The sequence below is a fragment of the Serratia marcescens genome (assembly GCF_001902635.1).
Lineage (GTDB): Bacteria > Pseudomonadota > Gammaproteobacteria > Enterobacterales > Enterobacteriaceae > Serratia > Serratia marcescens_F.
The window spans coordinates 1-15,700 of record NZ_MJAO01000023.1 but is presented as its reverse complement, the minus strand read 5'-3'; the positions used below and the strand labels follow the sequence as shown (position 1 = coordinate 15,700).

General features: G+C 62.5%; 13 protein-coding genes. 8 read left to right on the top strand and 5 right to left on the bottom strand.

The window, feature by feature from the left end; all coding sequences use genetic code 11:
• Positions 1 to 43 precede the first annotated feature (43 nt).
• On the top strand, positions 44 to 898 hold the full coding sequence (kdsA, locus tag BHU62_RS19670; protein ID WP_038872048.1) for a 3-deoxy-8-phosphooctulonate synthase: 855 nt from the start codon (positions 44 to 46) through the stop codon (positions 896 to 898).
• A 47-nt stretch (positions 899 to 945) separates the two neighbouring features.
• Here kdsA and dauA read toward each other — a convergent pair whose 3' ends face one another.
• Positions 946 to 2,634 carry a C4-dicarboxylic acid transporter DauA gene (dauA, locus tag BHU62_RS19665; RefSeq protein ID WP_073533791.1) on the bottom strand — a complete coding sequence of 563 codons (1,689 nt, stop codon included), beginning with the start codon at positions 2,632 to 2,634 and terminating at the stop codon, positions 946 to 948.
• Positions 2,635 to 2,866: 232 nt separating this feature from the next.
• Positions 2,867 to 3,352, bottom strand: a complete 486-nt coding sequence (locus BHU62_RS19660; RefSeq protein ID WP_073533790.1) for a heme-degrading domain-containing protein — start codon at positions 3,350 to 3,352, stop codon at positions 2,867 to 2,869.
• Between the two features lie 202 nt (positions 3,353 to 3,554).
• On the opposite strand from BHU62_RS19660, the gene BHU62_RS19655 reads away from it, so the two are divergent.
• Positions 3,555 to 4,655: a GGDEF domain-containing protein gene (locus BHU62_RS19655; protein WP_073533789.1), complete on the top strand. Its 1,101-nt coding sequence runs from the start codon at positions 3,555 to 3,557 to the stop codon at positions 4,653 to 4,655.
• A 34-nt stretch (positions 4,656 to 4,689) separates the two neighbouring features.
• On the opposite strand, the gene mfd is transcribed toward BHU62_RS19655, so the two are convergent.
• Both mfd and BHU62_RS19645 read right to left on the bottom strand, forming a co-directional pair.
• Positions 4,690 to 8,163: a transcription-repair coupling factor gene (gene mfd / locus BHU62_RS19650; RefSeq protein ID WP_073533788.1), complete on the bottom strand. Its 3,474-nt coding sequence runs from the start codon at positions 8,161 to 8,163 to the stop codon at positions 4,690 to 4,692.
• 152 nt (positions 8,164 to 8,315) lie between these two features.
• Complete coding sequence (locus BHU62_RS19645; RefSeq protein WP_073533787.1) at positions 8,316 to 9,299, bottom strand: threo-3-hydroxy-L-aspartate ammonia-lyase; 984 nt, start codon at positions 9,297 to 9,299, stop codon at positions 8,316 to 8,318.
• A gap of 93 nt (positions 9,300 to 9,392) precedes the next feature.
• Between BHU62_RS19645 and BHU62_RS19640 the strand changes: the two genes are divergently transcribed.
• The 6 genes from BHU62_RS19640 to cobB all read left to right on the top strand — a co-directional run bounded on the left by BHU62_RS19640 (position 9,393) and on the right by cobB (position 15,161).
• Positions 9,393 to 10,034 carry a transcriptional regulator gene (locus tag BHU62_RS19640; RefSeq protein ID WP_073533786.1) on the top strand — a complete coding sequence of 214 codons (642 nt, stop codon included), beginning with the start codon at positions 9,393 to 9,395 and terminating at the stop codon, positions 10,032 to 10,034.
• Positions 10,035 to 10,139: 105 nt separating this feature from the next.
• Entirely contained in the window at positions 10,140 to 11,342 is a 1,203-nt protein-coding gene (gene lolC, locus BHU62_RS19635; RefSeq protein WP_073533785.1) for a lipoprotein-releasing ABC transporter permease subunit LolC, read from the top strand.
• On the top strand, positions 11,335 to 12,039 hold the full coding sequence (gene lolD / locus BHU62_RS19630; protein ID WP_004941120.1) for a lipoprotein-releasing ABC transporter ATP-binding protein LolD: 705 nt from the start codon (positions 11,335 to 11,337) through the stop codon (positions 12,037 to 12,039). Before lolC ends, lolD begins: the two co-directional genes overlap by 8 nt.
• Positions 12,039 to 13,286: a lipoprotein-releasing ABC transporter permease subunit LolE gene (gene lolE / locus BHU62_RS19625; RefSeq protein WP_073533784.1), complete on the top strand. Its 1,248-nt coding sequence runs from the start codon at positions 12,039 to 12,041 to the stop codon at positions 13,284 to 13,286. The genes lolD and lolE overlap by 1 nt, the downstream gene beginning before the upstream one ends.
• Positions 13,287 to 13,339: 53 nt before the next feature.
• Positions 13,340 to 14,257, top strand: a complete 918-nt coding sequence (gene nagK / locus BHU62_RS19620; RefSeq protein WP_073533782.1) for an N-acetylglucosamine kinase — start codon at positions 13,340 to 13,342, stop codon at positions 14,255 to 14,257.
• A 67-nt stretch (positions 14,258 to 14,324) separates the two neighbouring features.
• The gene (gene cobB, locus BHU62_RS19615) at positions 14,325 to 15,161 is read left to right on the top strand and encodes a Sir2 family NAD+-dependent deacetylase (protein WP_073533780.1); all 837 of its coding nucleotides are present in this window, start codon (positions 14,325 to 14,327) and stop codon (positions 15,159 to 15,161) included.
• 48 nt (positions 15,162 to 15,209) lie between these two features.
• On the opposite strand, the gene BHU62_RS19610 is transcribed toward cobB, so the two are convergent.
• The coding region (locus BHU62_RS19610) for an extracellular solute-binding protein (protein ID WP_139282300.1) at positions 15,210 to 15,700 on the bottom strand (491 nt) is incomplete at its 5' end.

The window sequence follows — 15,700 nt, the reverse complement described above, 5'->3', positions numbered from 1 at the left end:
CAGTTTGCAAGGCGACGGTTACAACCTTAACAAAGGCGAAAGCATGAAACAGAAAGTGGTTAGCATTGGCGACATCGACGTAGCAAACGATCTGCCGTTTGTGCTGTTTGGCGGTATGAACGTGCTGGAATCGCGCGATCTGGCGATGAGCATCTGCGAGCACTACGTCACCGTGACGCAAAAACTGGGCATCCCTTACGTATTCAAAGCCTCTTTCGACAAGGCCAACCGTTCTTCCATCCACTCGTACCGCGGTCCGGGCCTGGAAGAAGGGATGAAGATCTTCGAAGAGCTGAAAAAAACCTTCGGCGTGAAAATCATCACCGACGTTCACGAAGCGGCGCAGGCTCAGCCGGTTTCTGAAGTGGTTGACGTGATCCAGCTGCCGGCCTTCCTGGCGCGCCAGACCGATCTGGTGGAAGCGATGGCGAAAACCGGCGCGGTGATCAACGTCAAGAAACCGCAGTTCGTCAGCCCGGGTCAGATGGGCAACATCGTCGACAAGTTCAAAGAGGGCGGCAACGACCAGGTGATCCTGTGCGATCGCGGCAGCAACTTTGGCTATGACAACCTGGTGGTCGACATGCTGGGCATCAACGTGATGAAGAACGTGACCGGCGGCCATCCGGTGATCTTCGACGTAACTCACGCGCTGCAGACCCGCGATCCGTTCGGCGCCGCATCCGGCGGCCGTCGTGCGCAGGTGGCCGAGCTGGCACGCGCCGGCATGGCGGTCGGCCTGGCCGGCTTGTTCCTCGAAGCGCACCCGGATCCGAAAAACGCCAAGTGCGACGGCCCGTCCGCGCTGCCGTTGGACAAGCTGGAGCCGTTCCTGGCGCAGATGAAAGCCATCGACGACCTGGTGAAGAGCTTCCCGGAGCTGGATACCAGCAACTAAGCGCTCATCGCCATAAAAAAAGCCCGACTCGTCGGGCTTTTTTACGTTTAGACGCCGGTGGCCGCCAGCGCTTCCGGCAGCGTCGGATAGAACTGCAAGCGGCCCGCGATCGGCTGCACCCGCGCGCGCGCCAGGGTTTTCAGCGGCTGGAACGGCACGTCGGTGATCACCAGCTTCTTGCCCGCCGGCAGCACGTCGATAAAACGCTGCAGGGCGCTCAGGCCGCCGGCGTCCAGCACCGGCACCGCATCCCACTGCAGCACGATCGTTCGGTAGCCCTCGCTGCGCGCCAGCAATTCAGTAAAGATGCGCTCGGCAGCCGCGAAGAACAGCGGGCCGTTCACCCGCAGCACCAGGCGGCCGTCGTCGGCGCTCAGCTCGCTCAGTTTTGTCATCCGGGCGATACGGCGCATAAACAGCAGCGAAGCCAGCACGATGCCCACGGTAATGGCGATCACCATGTCGAACAGCACCGTCAGCGACATGCACAGCAGCAGCACCAGAATGTCGTCTTTCGGTGCCCGGCGCAGCAGATAGACCACCTTGTGCGCCTCGCTCATGTTCCAGGCGACCATCAGCAGCAGCGCCGCCATCGCCGCCAGCGGCAGATAAGAGAGCCACGGCGCCAATACCAGCAGTGCCAACAGCACCAGCAGCGCGTGGATGATGGCGGACACCGGCGAAGTGGCACCGGCGCGCACGTTGGCCGCCGAACGGGCGATGGCGGCGGTGGCGGTGATGCCGCCAAAGAACGGCGCGATGATGTTGCCAGCACCCTGGCCGATCAGCTCGCTGTTGGAGTTATGCTTCTTGCCGGTCATACCGTCGAGCACCACCGCGCACAGCAGCGATTCGATCGCGCCGAGCATCGCCATCGAGAACGCCGCCGGCAACAGGGCGGAAACGGTTTGCCAGCTCAGGGTGAACGGCTGCCCGCCGCCCCCCGGCAGATCCCAGGGCAGCAGCAGCTGCGGCAGGATCGGCGGAATGCCGTGGCCGCTGCTGCCGTCGGCCAGCAGGTAGCTGAAGCGGGAGCCGATGGTCGCCACCGGGTGGTCAAACAGCGTCAGCAGCCCCATCAGCGCGGTGCCCGCCAGCAGTGCCGGCAGGTGGCCGGGTACCCGCAGACCGAGTTTGGGCCAGAAGATCAGGATCAGCAGCGTCACCGCGCCGATCAGGGTATCGCCGAAATCCAGCGTCGGCAGCGCCTGCAGCAGGGCGTACAGCTTGCCGACGTAATTTTCCGGCGTGTGCGCCAGCTGCAGGCCGAAGAAGTCCTTGATCTGCATGGTGGCGATGGTGATGGCGATACCGGAGGTAAAGCCGAGCGTCACCGGCAGCGGAATGTATTCGATCAACCGGCCAAAGCGCGCCAGCCCCATCAGCAGCAGAAATACTCCGGAGATCAGCGTGGCAACCAGCAGGCCGGCCAGGCCGAACTGCTGCGAAACCGGATAGAGGATCACCACGAAGGCGGCGGTGGGGCCGGAGACGCTGTAGCGCGAGCCACCGCTGACGGCGATGACGATACCGGCGATGGCGGCGGTATACAGGCCGTACTGCGGCGGCACGCCGCTGGCGATAGCCAGCGCCATCGCCAGCGGAATGGCGATAATGCCGACCGTCACCCCGGCGATGGCGTCTTTCAGTAAGCGCGTCAGGTTGTAAGGTTCCCGCCAGCAGGCGTCTATCAGCGCGCTGAAGGGGCGAATTTTGCTTATTTCATGCGTTTTCATCTACGGTGCGTACCAAATCTTCAAAAGTGAAAGGAATGGCGGGCCCGATGAGGTCCGTCTTGTCACGTGACAGATACCATACGCCTTTTGTTCAGCGGATTACCAGACCTGCATCAATTTGGCGCAGGAAATCGGAGAGTCGCTATTTTCTCTGGCGCTAAATGCCATGAGTGGATAAGTCAGCCGCAGATTCTGCGGCTGCAATGGAAAGGAATAATCAGGGTTTTACCGGCTAGCTGAGGGCGGGGAGGGATAAGCCGAGAAAGTGGGCTAAAGTGCTCACCAGCAGCTGGTGATCTTCCTTCTGCGGCGCACCGGAGATGCTGATGCTGCCGATGCAGCCGCTGCCGGCCAGGCTGAGCGGGAAGGCGCCGCCGTGCACCGAATAGTCGCGCACGCTCAGCCCGTAACGCTCCTCCAGTGAGGTTTGGCGCTGTTGCAGGCGCAGGCCAATGGCGTAAGAGCTTTTGTGAAAATGGTTCACCAGATTGCGTTTTCGCCGCACCCAGTCGGCGATGTCCGGCGTCGCGCCCGGCATGGCGTAATAGAACAGCGTTTGCCCGGCCAGTTGGATCTCGATGGCGATGCTCAGACCGCGCCGCTCGGCGGCGGTTTTTAGCGCGGCGCCCAGCTCCCAGGCGGTGGCGGCGTCAAAATGCGTAAAGGTCAGCGTCGCTTCCTGTTCGCTGAGCGCGTGCAGTTCATCGTCGATATTCATGCGGTTCTCCCTCCGATAACAGACAGGACAGAGTAGCCCGAAGCGTCCACAGTGAGATAGACGGCTTGGCGATAAGATAGAACTGCTACTCTATTAATAGACTGTGCAAAAATAGCCGCCGCCGAAGCGGAGACGACAGGGATGGGTGATTCAACGTCTGCACATCAATCCCCTGCGAGCCCGAGGAGCGCGCTGACTATTTATGACTTACATTGCGTCCATTCCCGCCATTTACAGCGACGCCTGCATCACCTACGCCACGCTGTCGGTAAGCTATTTCGTTCTCAGCAAGAACGCGCCTTTCTCCTACCGCTCCGCATTGTGGAAGCGCGTCGTTTTCGGCCTGCTGGCCGGGGTGGCGGTGCTCTATTTAAGCCAGGACCGGCTGGAGTTGACCGACAAGGTGCACTACAGCTTTTCGATGATCCCGATGGTTTTGGTGACCTTTTTCGGCGGCGGCGTCAGTGGGCTGGTGAGCTATCTGTTCGCTATGGCGCTGACCGGCGGTTTCACCGTCGATAACCTGTTTATCGCCTCGATCCTCGTGCCGCTGCTGCTGTCGCGGGTGTGGCTCAAGAAATCACACTGGGTGTTTTACCTGACGATCGGCGCCATCGCGCTGTATCGCATCGCGGTGGTGTGGCTGCTGGTGGATATGAACGGGCTGTGGCTGGACGTGCTGTTATACCAGGCGGTTTCCGCGCTCTGCCTGGCGATTTGCTACCATGCGCTGAATTTCAAAGAACGCCATATCTACGCCTATTTCGCGATGCGCGCACGCGCTACCACCGATAGCCTGACCCACATCAACAACCGCGCCAGCGTCGACTACCACCTGATGCTGCAGCGCGCCGAACGCCGCCCGTGCGGGCTGATGATCCTCGATCTGGATGATTTTAAAAAGATCAACGACACCTACGGCCATCCGGCCGGCGACGTGCTGTTGGCCAGCGTCGGCCGGCTGCTGCAAAACAGCGTGCGCAACGAGGACTTCGTCGGGCGCTATGGCGGCGAGGAGTTTATGGTGATCACCGCCAGCTACGATCCGCAGGTCATCGGCGGGGTGGCGGAGCGCATTCGCAGCGCGGTGGAGAGCTCGACATTCTTGCTGAATGCCCACGATGAAGCGCACATCACGATGTCGATCGGCGTGTCGTTGTATCTGCCCGGCATGACGCTGGACAAGGCGATCGCCATGACCGACGACGCGTTGTATGAGGCGAAGCGCAGCGGTAAAAACCGCGTGGTGGCCAGCCGCGTAATGCAGCTGGCACCGTTGGGGGCCGGTTTCCCGCGCGAATAAGCCGCCTCCCGCCGTTGCCGCGGGAGGCGTTGTTTCAGGCTGCCAGCGTGTGTTCGCGGAAGGCGTTCAGCAGTTCTTCGGTGAACGTCAGGCGCTTCTGGCGATCGGCCAGGTCGAGCGTGAACTTCAGCTTGCTCGGCCCGTCCAGACGGTACACCTGCGGATTGCCTTGCAACAGGCCGATCAGATAACCGGGATCGACGCGGTTGTTGTCGCCGAACTCGATAAAGCCGCCGCGCTCGTTGCTCTCGATGCGTTTGATGCCCAGCTTCTGCGCATGCAGGCGCAGCGCCGCGCACTGCAACAGGTTGCGCGCCGCGTCCGGCAACTGGCCGAAGCGGTCGATCAGCTCCACCTTCAGCTCATCCAGCTCGCCGTCGTTCTTGGCGCTGGCGATGCGTTTGTACAGCGACAGGCGGGTGTTGACGTCAGGAATGAAATCTTCCGGCAGCAGCGCCGGCATACGCAGCTCCACTTCGGTCTGGCTGCTGGTGAGATCCTCCAGCGACGGCTCGCGACCGTTTTTCAACGCATCGACGGCGCTTTCCAGCAGCTCCATGTAGAGCGAGAAGCCGACGGTGGTCATCTGGCCGCTCTGGTCTTCGCCCAGCAGCTCGCCGGCGCCGCGGATCTCCAGATCGTGGGTTGCCAGCGCGAAACCGGCGCCGAGATCTTCCAGCGACGCGATGGCCTCCAGCCGCTTATGGGCGTCGGTGCCCATGGCTTTCGGGTTCGGCGTCAACAGGTAGGCGTAAGCCTGGTGGTGCGAACGCCCGACGCGGCCGCGCAGTTGGTGCAGCTGCGCCAGGCCGAAGCGATCGGCGCGCTCGATGATGATGGTGTTGGCGCTGGGGATATCGATGCCGGTCTCGATGATGGTGGTGCACACCAGCACGTTGAAGCGCTGGTGGTGGAAATCGTTCATCACCCGTTCCAGATCGCGTTCGCGCATCTGGCCGTGGCCGATGGCAATACGCGCTTCCGGCACCAGTTCCGCCAGGCGCTGCGCCGCTTTCTCGATGTTTTCCACGTCGTTGTAGAGGTAGTAAACCTGGCCGCCGCGCAGCACTTCGCGCAGGATCGCCTCGCGCACCACCAGGCTGTCGTATTCGCGCACGAAGGTCTTCACCGCCAGCCGGCGCGCCGGTGGGGTGGCGATGATCGACAGATCGCGCATGCCGCTCATTGCCATGTTCAGGGTACGCGGGATCGGCGTGGCGGTCAGCGTCAGGATATCGACGTCGGCGCGCATCGCCTTGATGCGCTCTTTGTGGCGCACGCCGAAGCGGTGCTCTTCATCGACGATCAGCAGCCCCAAATCTTTCCAGCGCAGATCGCTTTGCAACAGCTTGTGGGTGCCGATGATGATGTCTACCTTGCCTTCGGCCGCGTCGTCCAGCACCTGCTGCTGCTCTTTGGCGCTGCGGAAGCGCGACATCATCTCGATGCGGATCGGCCAGGTGGCGAAGCGATCGCGGAAGTTGTCGAAGTGCTGTTGCGCCAGCAGGGTGGTCGGCACCAGCACCGCCACCTGCTTGCCGTTTTCCACCGCCAGGAAAGCGGCGCGCATCGCCACTTCGGTTTTGCCGAAGCCGACGTCGCCGCACACCAGGCGATCCATCGCCAGCGGCTGGCACATGTCGCTCAGCACCGCATTGATCGCCTGTTCCTGGTCCGGCGTGGTTTCGAACGGGAAGCTCTGGCAGAACAGCTGGTACTGTTCGCGGTTGTGTTTGAAGGCAAAACCGGCCTTGGCGGCGCGCTGGGCGTAAATATCCAGTAGCTCCGCCGCCACGTCGCGCACCCGCTCGGCCGCTTTCTGCCGCGCGCGCGTCCAGGCGTCACCGCCCAGTTTGTGCAGCGGGGCGTTTTCGTCCGCGCCGCCGGCGTAACGGCTGATCAGATGCAGCGAAGAAACCGGCACGTACAGTTTGTCCTCACCGGCGTAGGAGAGGATCAGGTACTCGGCCTTGATGCCGCCCGCTTCCAGCGTGGTCAGGCCGACGTAGCGGCCAACGCCGTGCTCCAGGTGCACCACCGGCTGGCCGGGATGCAGCTCCGCCAGGTTGCGGATCAGGGTATCGGTGTTGATGGTACGCCGGTTGTCCTGCCGGCGGCGGCTGACGCGCTCGCCGAGCAGATCGCTTTCGCAGATCAGCGCCCGCTGGCGCAGGCCGTCGAGGAAGCCGTGTTCGGCGGCGCCGACCATCATGTAACGGCCCGTGGCTTCCGCCTGATCGAGACGCTGAATCAACGCCGGTGCCAGCTTGATGCGGCCGAGCAGATCCTGCAGCGTTTCACGCCGCCCCTCGCTCTCGACGGAGAAAATCACGCTGCCGTCGAAGCCTTCGATAAAGCGCCGCAGGTTATCCAGCGGGGATTTATGCTGCGCCTGTACCGCCAGATCGGGCAGGGCATGGTAGTCCAGATTGGTATTGCCGGCCTTGGCCGGCAGCTCATCGGTTTTCAGCGCGATGCGCGGCCAGGCCTTCAGCTCGCCAAACAGCGCGTCGACGCGCAGCCACAGCGTATCCGGCGCCAACAGCGGGCGCATCGGATCGATGCGGCGGCTTTCGTAACGCTGGTTGACGTCCTGCCAGAAGCGCTCGGCGGCGCTCTCCAGATCGCCGGTGTTGACGATCAGCGTATTGGTCGGCAGGTAGCTGAACAGCGATGGCAGCGGCTGGCTGAAGAACAGCGGTTGCCAGTATTCGATACCGGCCGGCCAGGCGCTTTTGCTGACCTGCTGATAGATGTGCTCGGCGTCGCGGCGCACCTCAAACTGCTCGCGCCACTGGCTGCGGAACAGCTCGATGGCGTTCTTGTCGGTGGGGAACTCGTGGGCCGGCAGCAGATTGATGGCCTCGACTTCGCTCAGCGTGCGCTGGGTATCGACGTCGAAGATGCGCAGGCTGTCGATTTCGTCATCGAAGAAGTCGATACGGTAAGGTTCTTCGCTACCCATCGGGTAAAGATCGAGCAACGCGCCGCGGGTGGCGAATTCGCCGTGCTCCATCACCTGATCGACGCTGCGGTAGCCGGCCTGTTCCAGCTGCGCGCGCAGCGTGTCGCGCGACAGGCGCTGGCCTTTCTTCATCACCAGCGCATGGCCGTGCAGGAACTCGTGCGGGCAGACGCGCTGCATCAGGGTGTTGACCGGCAGAATGATCACGCCGCGCGCCATGGTCGGCAGATGATACAGACTCGACAGGCGGGCGGAGATGATCTCTTGGTGCGGCGAGAAGCTGTCGTACGGCAGGGTTTCCCAGTCGGACAGCGTGGTGACCATCTGGTCGGTGAACTGCTGGATCTCGTCGCGCAGCCGCAGGGCGTTTTGCATGTCCGGCGCGATCAGCATCACCGGGCCATTGTGGCGCTCGACGATCTCGGCGTACTCCACGGCGCAGGCCGCGCCGGTCAGTTGCCCCAGCTGGCGCAGATCGCCCGCGCGATCGGGCAGAGAATAACGGGGGGATGAGGAACGGTTATGGCTATCGGAAGTGCTCATTCAGGTATCTTTAATCAATGTGTTAGATTGCGCCCCGGCACGGATAACCCAGCGCCTTTATGCTGTTTATAGTAGCCCAGCGGCCGCCAAACTGACACAGCTAAAAGCGCTACACCCTGATGTTCCGCCTGAAATTTAACCGGTTGGCTGCGTTAATTTTCGCCGGCCAGGGCGAGATATTGCGCAATCTTGTCGACGTCGAGGTTGCCGCCGCTCACGATAACGCCGACCTTTTTACCGCGCAGATCGAGCAGGCCGTTCATCGCCGCCGCGGCCGCCAGGCAGCCGGTCGGCTCAACCACCATTTTCATCCGTTCCATAAAGAAGCGCATTTGCCGGCATAGCTGGGCGTCACTGACCGTCAGGATGCCTTCGACATAGGTTTGAATGATCGGGAAGGTCAACCGCCCGACCTGCTGGATCTGCGCGCCGTCGGCGATGGTTTTCGGCACCGGGATATGTACCGGTTCGCCGCGCTGAAAGGCTTGCTGAACGTCGTTACCGGCTTCGGGTTCGACGCCGAACACCCGGCAGCCCGGCGACCAGTGATGCGCCGCGACCGCGCTGCCGGCCAACAGGCCGCCGCCGCCGGTGCACACCAACAGCAGGTCCAACGGCCCGGTTTCTTCAAACAGCTCTTTGGCGGCGGTGCCCTGGCCGGCGATCACCTGCGGGTAATCATAAGGCGGCACCAGTGTCAGGCCCCGCTCTGCGGCCAGACGCCGGGTGATTTCTTCACGATCTTCGCTGTGGCGCTGATAGATGACCACGTTAGCGCCGTAGCCGCGCGTCGCCGCCAGCTTGGCCGCCGGTGCGTCATGGGGCATCACGATAGTGACGCTAACGCCCAATTCGCGCGCCGCCAGCGCCATCGCCTGCGCATGGTTGCCGGATGAAAAGGCGATCACCCCGGCCCGGCGCTGCGCCGCGCTGAGTTGAGCGATGGCGTTATAGGCACCGCGAAATTTGAAGGCGCCGATACGCTGAAAATTCTCACACTTGAAGAACAGCTGCGCGCCGACGATCTGGTCGGCCTGGCGCGAGGTCATGACCGGCGTGCGCAGGGCATGCCCGGCGATAACGTCGGCGGCGGTGGCAATATCGGCGGCGGTGATGCAGTGTGGGGCTGAACTCATGACGACCTCGCGCAGGTAAGTGATGGACGATGCATTGCTTGATACGGATTTTTAATTTACTCTTTGTAAAGTTATTGTCAAATGGTTAACTCAATGAGCGATCTCAGGCAGGAAAATGCGCTGTTGCTGCGCGAAGCGGAAAAAATTGTTCAGGCGCTGGGCACGATGTTCGCGCCCGGTTGCGAAGTGGTGCTGCACGATCTGACTCAGCCCGATCGCGCCATCGTCGCCATCGCCAACAACCTGTCCAATCGCCGCATCGGCGACGCCGCGACGGAAATGGGGCTGGAGCGTATCGCGTCGCCGGAGTTTCCTGACGTGGTGCAGAACTACGCCAGCGTGTTTCCGGACGGGCGCCCGGCCAAGAGCACCTCGATCGGCCTGCGCAATAGCCAGGGCCGCTTTGTGGCGGCGATTTGCCTCAATCTGGATGTGTCCATCTTCAACAGCGTCACCGCTATCCTGCAGCAGCTGACGGCGGTGGTGCAAAGCGCCGCGCCGCAGGCGGCAGAGAGTGCCCGCTCGCTGTCGGACATCGCCGCGGCGATCAACGCGTTTGCCGCATCGCACGCCACCCAGCCGCGCGCGCTGTCTTCGGAACAGCGGTTTCAGGTGGTGCAACAGCTGAAGCAGCAGGGGTATTTACAGCTGCGCGGCGCGGCCACCATGGTGGCCGAAGCGCTCGGCATCTCGCGGGTGTCGGTCTATAACCTGCTCAAGCGTGATGCTGGGTGAGGCAGCGCCCGGCGCAATAAAAGGCCGCCGGGTGTTCCCTAAATGAGGTAGAGCCTTTATTATCCATGATCACTTTGCTTAAGCCACGGCTATCAAACGGATTTCATGTATCAACCTGTCGCGTTATTCATTGGCCTGCGCTACATGCGCGGGCGAGCCTCAGACCGCTTCGGGCGGTTTGTTTCCTGGCTTTCCACCATCGGCATTACGCTGGGGGTAATGGCGTTGGTCACCGTGCTGTCGGTGATGAACGGTTTCGAAAAGGATCTGGAGGACAACATCCTCGGCCTGATGCCGCAGGCGTTGGTCACCAGTCCGCAAGGATCGGTCAACCCGCAGCAGCTGCCGGCCTCCGAGGTGCAGAAACTGCAGGGCGTCACGCGCGTCGCGCCGCTGACCACCGGTGACGTGGTGCTGCAAAGCGCCCGCAGCGTGGCGGTCGGGGTGATGCTCGGCGTGAATCCCGATGAAGCCGATCCGCTGACGCCGTATCTGGTCAACGTCAAGCAGCAACAGCTGCAGCCGGGCCAGTACAACATCATCATCGGCGAACAGCTGGCGGGGCAACTCGGCGTCAAACGCGGCGACTCGCTGCGCATGATGGTGCCGAGCGCCAGCCAGTTCACGCCAATGGGCCGCATTCCCAGCCAGCGTCTATTCACCCTCATCGGCACCTTCCACGCCAACAGCGAGGTGGACGGCTATCAGCTGCTGGTCAACCAACAAGACGCTTCGCGCCTGATGCGCTACCCGGCCGGCAATATCACCGGCTGGCGCCTGTTCCTGCAACAGCCGCTGGCGGTCGATACCCTCAGCCAACAGGCGCTGCCGGCGGGCACCGTCTGGAAAGACTGGCGCGATCGCAAGGGCGAACTGTTCCAGGCGGTGCGCATGGAGAAAAACATGATGGGGCTGCTGCTCAGCCTGATCGTGGCGGTGGCAGCGTTTAACATCATTACTTCGCTCGGCCTGCTGGTGATGGAGAAACAGGGCGAGGTCGCCATTCTGCAAACCCAGGGGCTGACCCGCCGCCAGATCATGTCGGTGTTCATGGTGCAGGGCGCCAGCGCCGGCATCATCGGTTCGCTGCTCGGCACGTTGCTTGGCGTGCTGCTGGCCAGCAACCTGAATAACCTGATGCCGATCCTCGGCGCGCTGATCGACGGCGCTTCACTGCCGGTGGCGGTCGATCCGCTGCAGGTGACGATCATCGCCGTGGTGGCGATGGCGGTATCTCTGTTGTCCACGCTTTATCCTTCATGGCGCGCTGCCGCCGTACAACCCGCTGAGGCTTTACGTTATGAGTAACCATCTTTTGCTGCAGTGTGACAACCTGTGCAAGACCTATCAGGAAGGCAATCTGCACACCGATGTGCTGCGCAATGTCAGCTTTGCCATGCAGCAGGGCGAGATGATGGCGATCGTCGGCAGCTCGGGTTCCGGCAAGAGTACCCTGTTGCACCTGCTGGGCGGGCTGGACTCACCGACCTCCGGCGAGGTGATTTTCAAGGGCGAATCGCTGAACGCCATGTCTTCGGCGGCCAAGGCCGAGCTGCGCAACCGCCAGCTGGGCTTCATCTATCAGTTCCACCATCTGCTGCCGGACTTCACTGCGCTGGAAAACGCCGCCATGCCGCTGCTGATCGGCGGCGCCAAGCCGGCGCAGGCGCAGGAGAAGGCGCGGGAGATGCTGGCGGCGGTCGGGCTGGAAAAACGCAGCAAACACCGCCCGTCCGAACTCTCCGGCGGCGAGCGTCAGCGCGTGGCGATCGCGCGCGCGCTGGTCAACAACCCGGCGCTGGTGCTGGCGGACGAACCGACCGGTAACCTGGACAAACGCACCGCGGACAGCATCTTCGATCTGCTGGGCGAGCTGAACGTGCGCCAGGGCACCGCTTTCCTGGTGGTGACGCACGATCTGCAGCTGGCCAAGCGCCTGAGCCGCCAGCTGGAAATGGCCGACGGCCACCTGCAGGCGCAGCTGACCCTGATGGGGGCTGAGTAATGGCGGGAGCCTCACTGTCCTTCCTGACGGCCCTGCGTTTCAGCCGCGGCCGTAAACGCGGCGGCATGGTGTCGCTGATTTCGGTCATCTCCACCATCGGCATCGCGCTGGGGGTGGCGGTGCTGATCGTCGGCCTGAGCGCAATGAACGGTTTTGAGCGCGAGCTGAAGAACCGCATTCTGGCGGTGGTGCCGCACGGCGAACTCGAACCGGTCAATCAGCCGTTCAACGGCTGGCCGTCGATTCTGCAACGGGTGGAAAAGGTGCCGGGCATTTTGGCCGCCGCGCCGTACATCAACTTTACCGGCCTGATGGAGAACGGCGCGCAGCTGCGCGCGGTGGAAGTCAAAGGCGTTGATCCGCAGCAGGAGAGCCGGCTGAGCGCGCTGCCGCAGTATGTGCAGGGCGACGCCTGGGCCAACTTCAAGCCCGGCGAGCAGCAGGTGATCCTCGGTAAGGGCGTGGCCGACGCGCTGGGCGTCAAGCAGGGCGACTATGTGACGGTGATGATCCCCAACAGCGATCCTGAGATGAAGCTGCTGCAGCCGAAGCGCATTCGCCTGCACGTGACCGGCATTTTGCAGCTCAGCGGCCAGCTCGATCACAGCCTGGCGCTGGTACCGCTGGCCGACGCGCAGCAGTATCTCGACATGGGTGACAGTGTCACGGGTATCGCCCTCAAGATGAACGACGTGTTCGCCGCCAACAAACTGGTGCGCGACGCCGGCGAGGTGACCAACTCTTACATTTACATCAAGAGCTGGATCGGCAAGTACGGCTACATGTACCGCGATATCCAGATGATCCGCGCCATCATGTACCTGGCGATGGTGCTGGTGATCGGCGTGGCCTGCTTCAACATCGTCTCCACGCTGGTGATGGCGGTGAAAGACAAAAGCGCCGACATCGCGGTGCTGCGCACCTTGGGCGCCAAAGACGGCTTTATCCGCGCCATCTTCATCTGGTACGGGCTGCTGGCCGGGCTGCTGGGCAGCCTGAGCGGCGTAGTGTTCGGTGTGATCGCCTCGTTGCAGCTGACCAACATCATTCGGGGCATCGAGAAACTGGTCGGCCATTCCTTCCTGTCGGGCGATATCTACTTCATTGACTTCCTGCCTTCCGAGCTGCACTGGCTGGACGTGCTGATCGTGCTGGCGACCGCCATCGTGCTTAGCCTGCTGGCCAGTTGGTATCCGGCCAGGCGCGCCAGCCGCATCGATCCGGCGCGGGTGCTGAGCGGACAATAAAACCCACGGGGAGGCAGCGATGCCGCCCCGTTTTTTTAGCCTGGGGATGGGTTATGTACTACGGTTTCGATATGGGCGGCACCAAGATTGAGCTGGGGGTATTCGACGACAACCTGCAGCGTATCTGGCAAAAACGGGTGCCGACGCCGCGAGAAGATTACCGGCAGTTGCTGGGCACGCTGCGCGATTTGACCTTTGAAGCGGATGCGTTTTGCGGCCGGCGCGGCAGCGTCGGCATCGGCATTCCGGGCCTGCCTAACGACGATGACGGCACGCTGTTTACCGCCAACGTGCCGGCAGCGATGGGGCGGCCGTTGCCGCACGATCTGGCGGCGCTGATCGGGCGCGAGGTGCGGGTCGACAACGACGCCAACTGCTTTGCGCTGTCGGAGGCCTGGGACGAAGAGTTTCGCCGCTACCCGACGGTGCTGGGCATCATCCTCGGTACCGGCGTGGGCGGCGGCCTGATCGTCGACGGCAAGACGGTGCCAGGGCGTAACTATATCGCCGGCGAATTCGGCCATCTGCGTTTGCCGGTGGATGCGCTGGAGGTGCTGGGGCGTGATGTGCCTCGCGTCGCCTGCGGGTGTGGCCATCAGGGTTGCATTGAAAATTACATATCGGGCCGCGGTTTCGAATGGATGTACGCCCATTTCTATGGCCGGCACTTGCCCGCTACCGAGATCATTGCCCATTATCAGGCGGGCGAGCCGCAGGCGGTGGCTCACGTCGACCGCTTTATGGACGTGCTGGCGATCTGCCTGGGCAACCTGCTGACGGTGCTGGATCCGCACCTGGTGGTGATCGGCGGCGGGCTGTCGAACTTCGACGCCATTTACCAGGCGTTGCCGCAGCGGCTGCCGGCGCATCTGCTGCGGGTGGCCCGGCTGCCGCGCATCGAGAAGGCGCGCTATGGCGACGCCGGCGGCGTGCGCGGCGCCGCGTTCCTCAATTTGGCTCGCCCAAAGTAATTGGCGTTGCCGTCTGGCCGCAACGTCAAGTAAGAAGGGTAAACAGGGAAAAGTAAGGAGAGAGTTAATGCACACTCGCCATCGGCTGTGTCAGTTTCGCAAGAGTAAGCATGTGCTGCATCAGCGCTTTCGTTCACGCATTTTTCATCGTGACACCATGGCGGCGGCTGAGTTGAAAAAGCCGTTTGTGGTGGTGTTGACCGGGGCCGGCATTTCCGCCGAGTCGGGCATTCGCACCTTCCGTGCCGCAGATGGGCTGTGGGAAGAGCATCCGGTGGAGGACGTCGCCACGCCGGAAGGTTTTCAGCGCGATCCTGCGCTGGTGCAGGCGTTTTACAACGAACGCCGCCGTCAGTTGCAGACGGAGGAAGTCGCCCCCAATGCCGCGCACCGCGCGCTGGCGGATCTGGAAGCGTGGCTGGGGGACAACTTCCTGCTGGTCACGCAAAACATCGATAACCTGCATGAACGCGCCGGCAGTAAGCGGGTGCTGCACATGCACGGCGAATTGCTGAAGGTGCGCTGTACCCAGTCGGGCCAGGTGTTCGCATGGCCCGGCGATCTCAGCGTCGACGATCGCTGCCACTGCTGCCAGTTCCCGGCGCCGCTGCGGCCGCACGTGGTATGGTTCGGCGAGATGCCGCTGGGCATGGACGACATCTACCAGGCGCTGAGCAAAGCCGATTTCTTCGTCGCTATCGGTACTTCCGGCCATGTTTATCCGGCTGCCGGTTTTGTGCATGAGGCGCGGCTGGGCGGCGCTTACGCCATGGAGCTGAATCTGGAACCGAGCCAGGTGGAGAGCCAGTTCGACGAGAAACACTACGGCCTGGCCAGCGAAGTGGTGCCGCGTTTTGTGCACAAGTTCTTGGTGGGCAAGGTAGAGCGGGCCGATCGGCCCTGAGAAAGGCATCAGGGCGCTAAGCGCGCCCTGATGAGATGGCGAGGCGTGTCAGCGCCCGGCCTTCAGCTTTTGGAAATAGCTTTCGTACAGCGTGCTGGCATCGCCGACATCGTTTTGCCACTCGCCGTGCTCAATCACCGCTTTATCCGGGTAGAGCGACTTGTCGTTGGCGATCTCCGGCGACAACAGCTTCTTCGCCGCCAGGTTCGGCGTCGGGTAACCGATGGTTTCCGCCACTTGCACCGCGATTTCCGGCCGCAGCAGGAAGTCGATCAGCTTCAGCGCCCCTTCGACGTTGCGCGCGTTGGCCGGAATGGCCAGGCTGTCCATCCAGAAGATCCCGCCTTCCTTCGGCCAGACGATCTCGAGCGGCGTGCCGGCCTGGCGCGCCACGAAGGCGGAACCGTTCCACACCATGCCGACGTTGACTTCCCCTTCCATAAACGGGTTGCCCGGGTTGTCGGAGTTGAAGGCCAGCACGTTCGGCATCAATTTCTGCAGTTCGTGGTAGGCGGCCTCGATCTCTTTCGGGTCGGTGG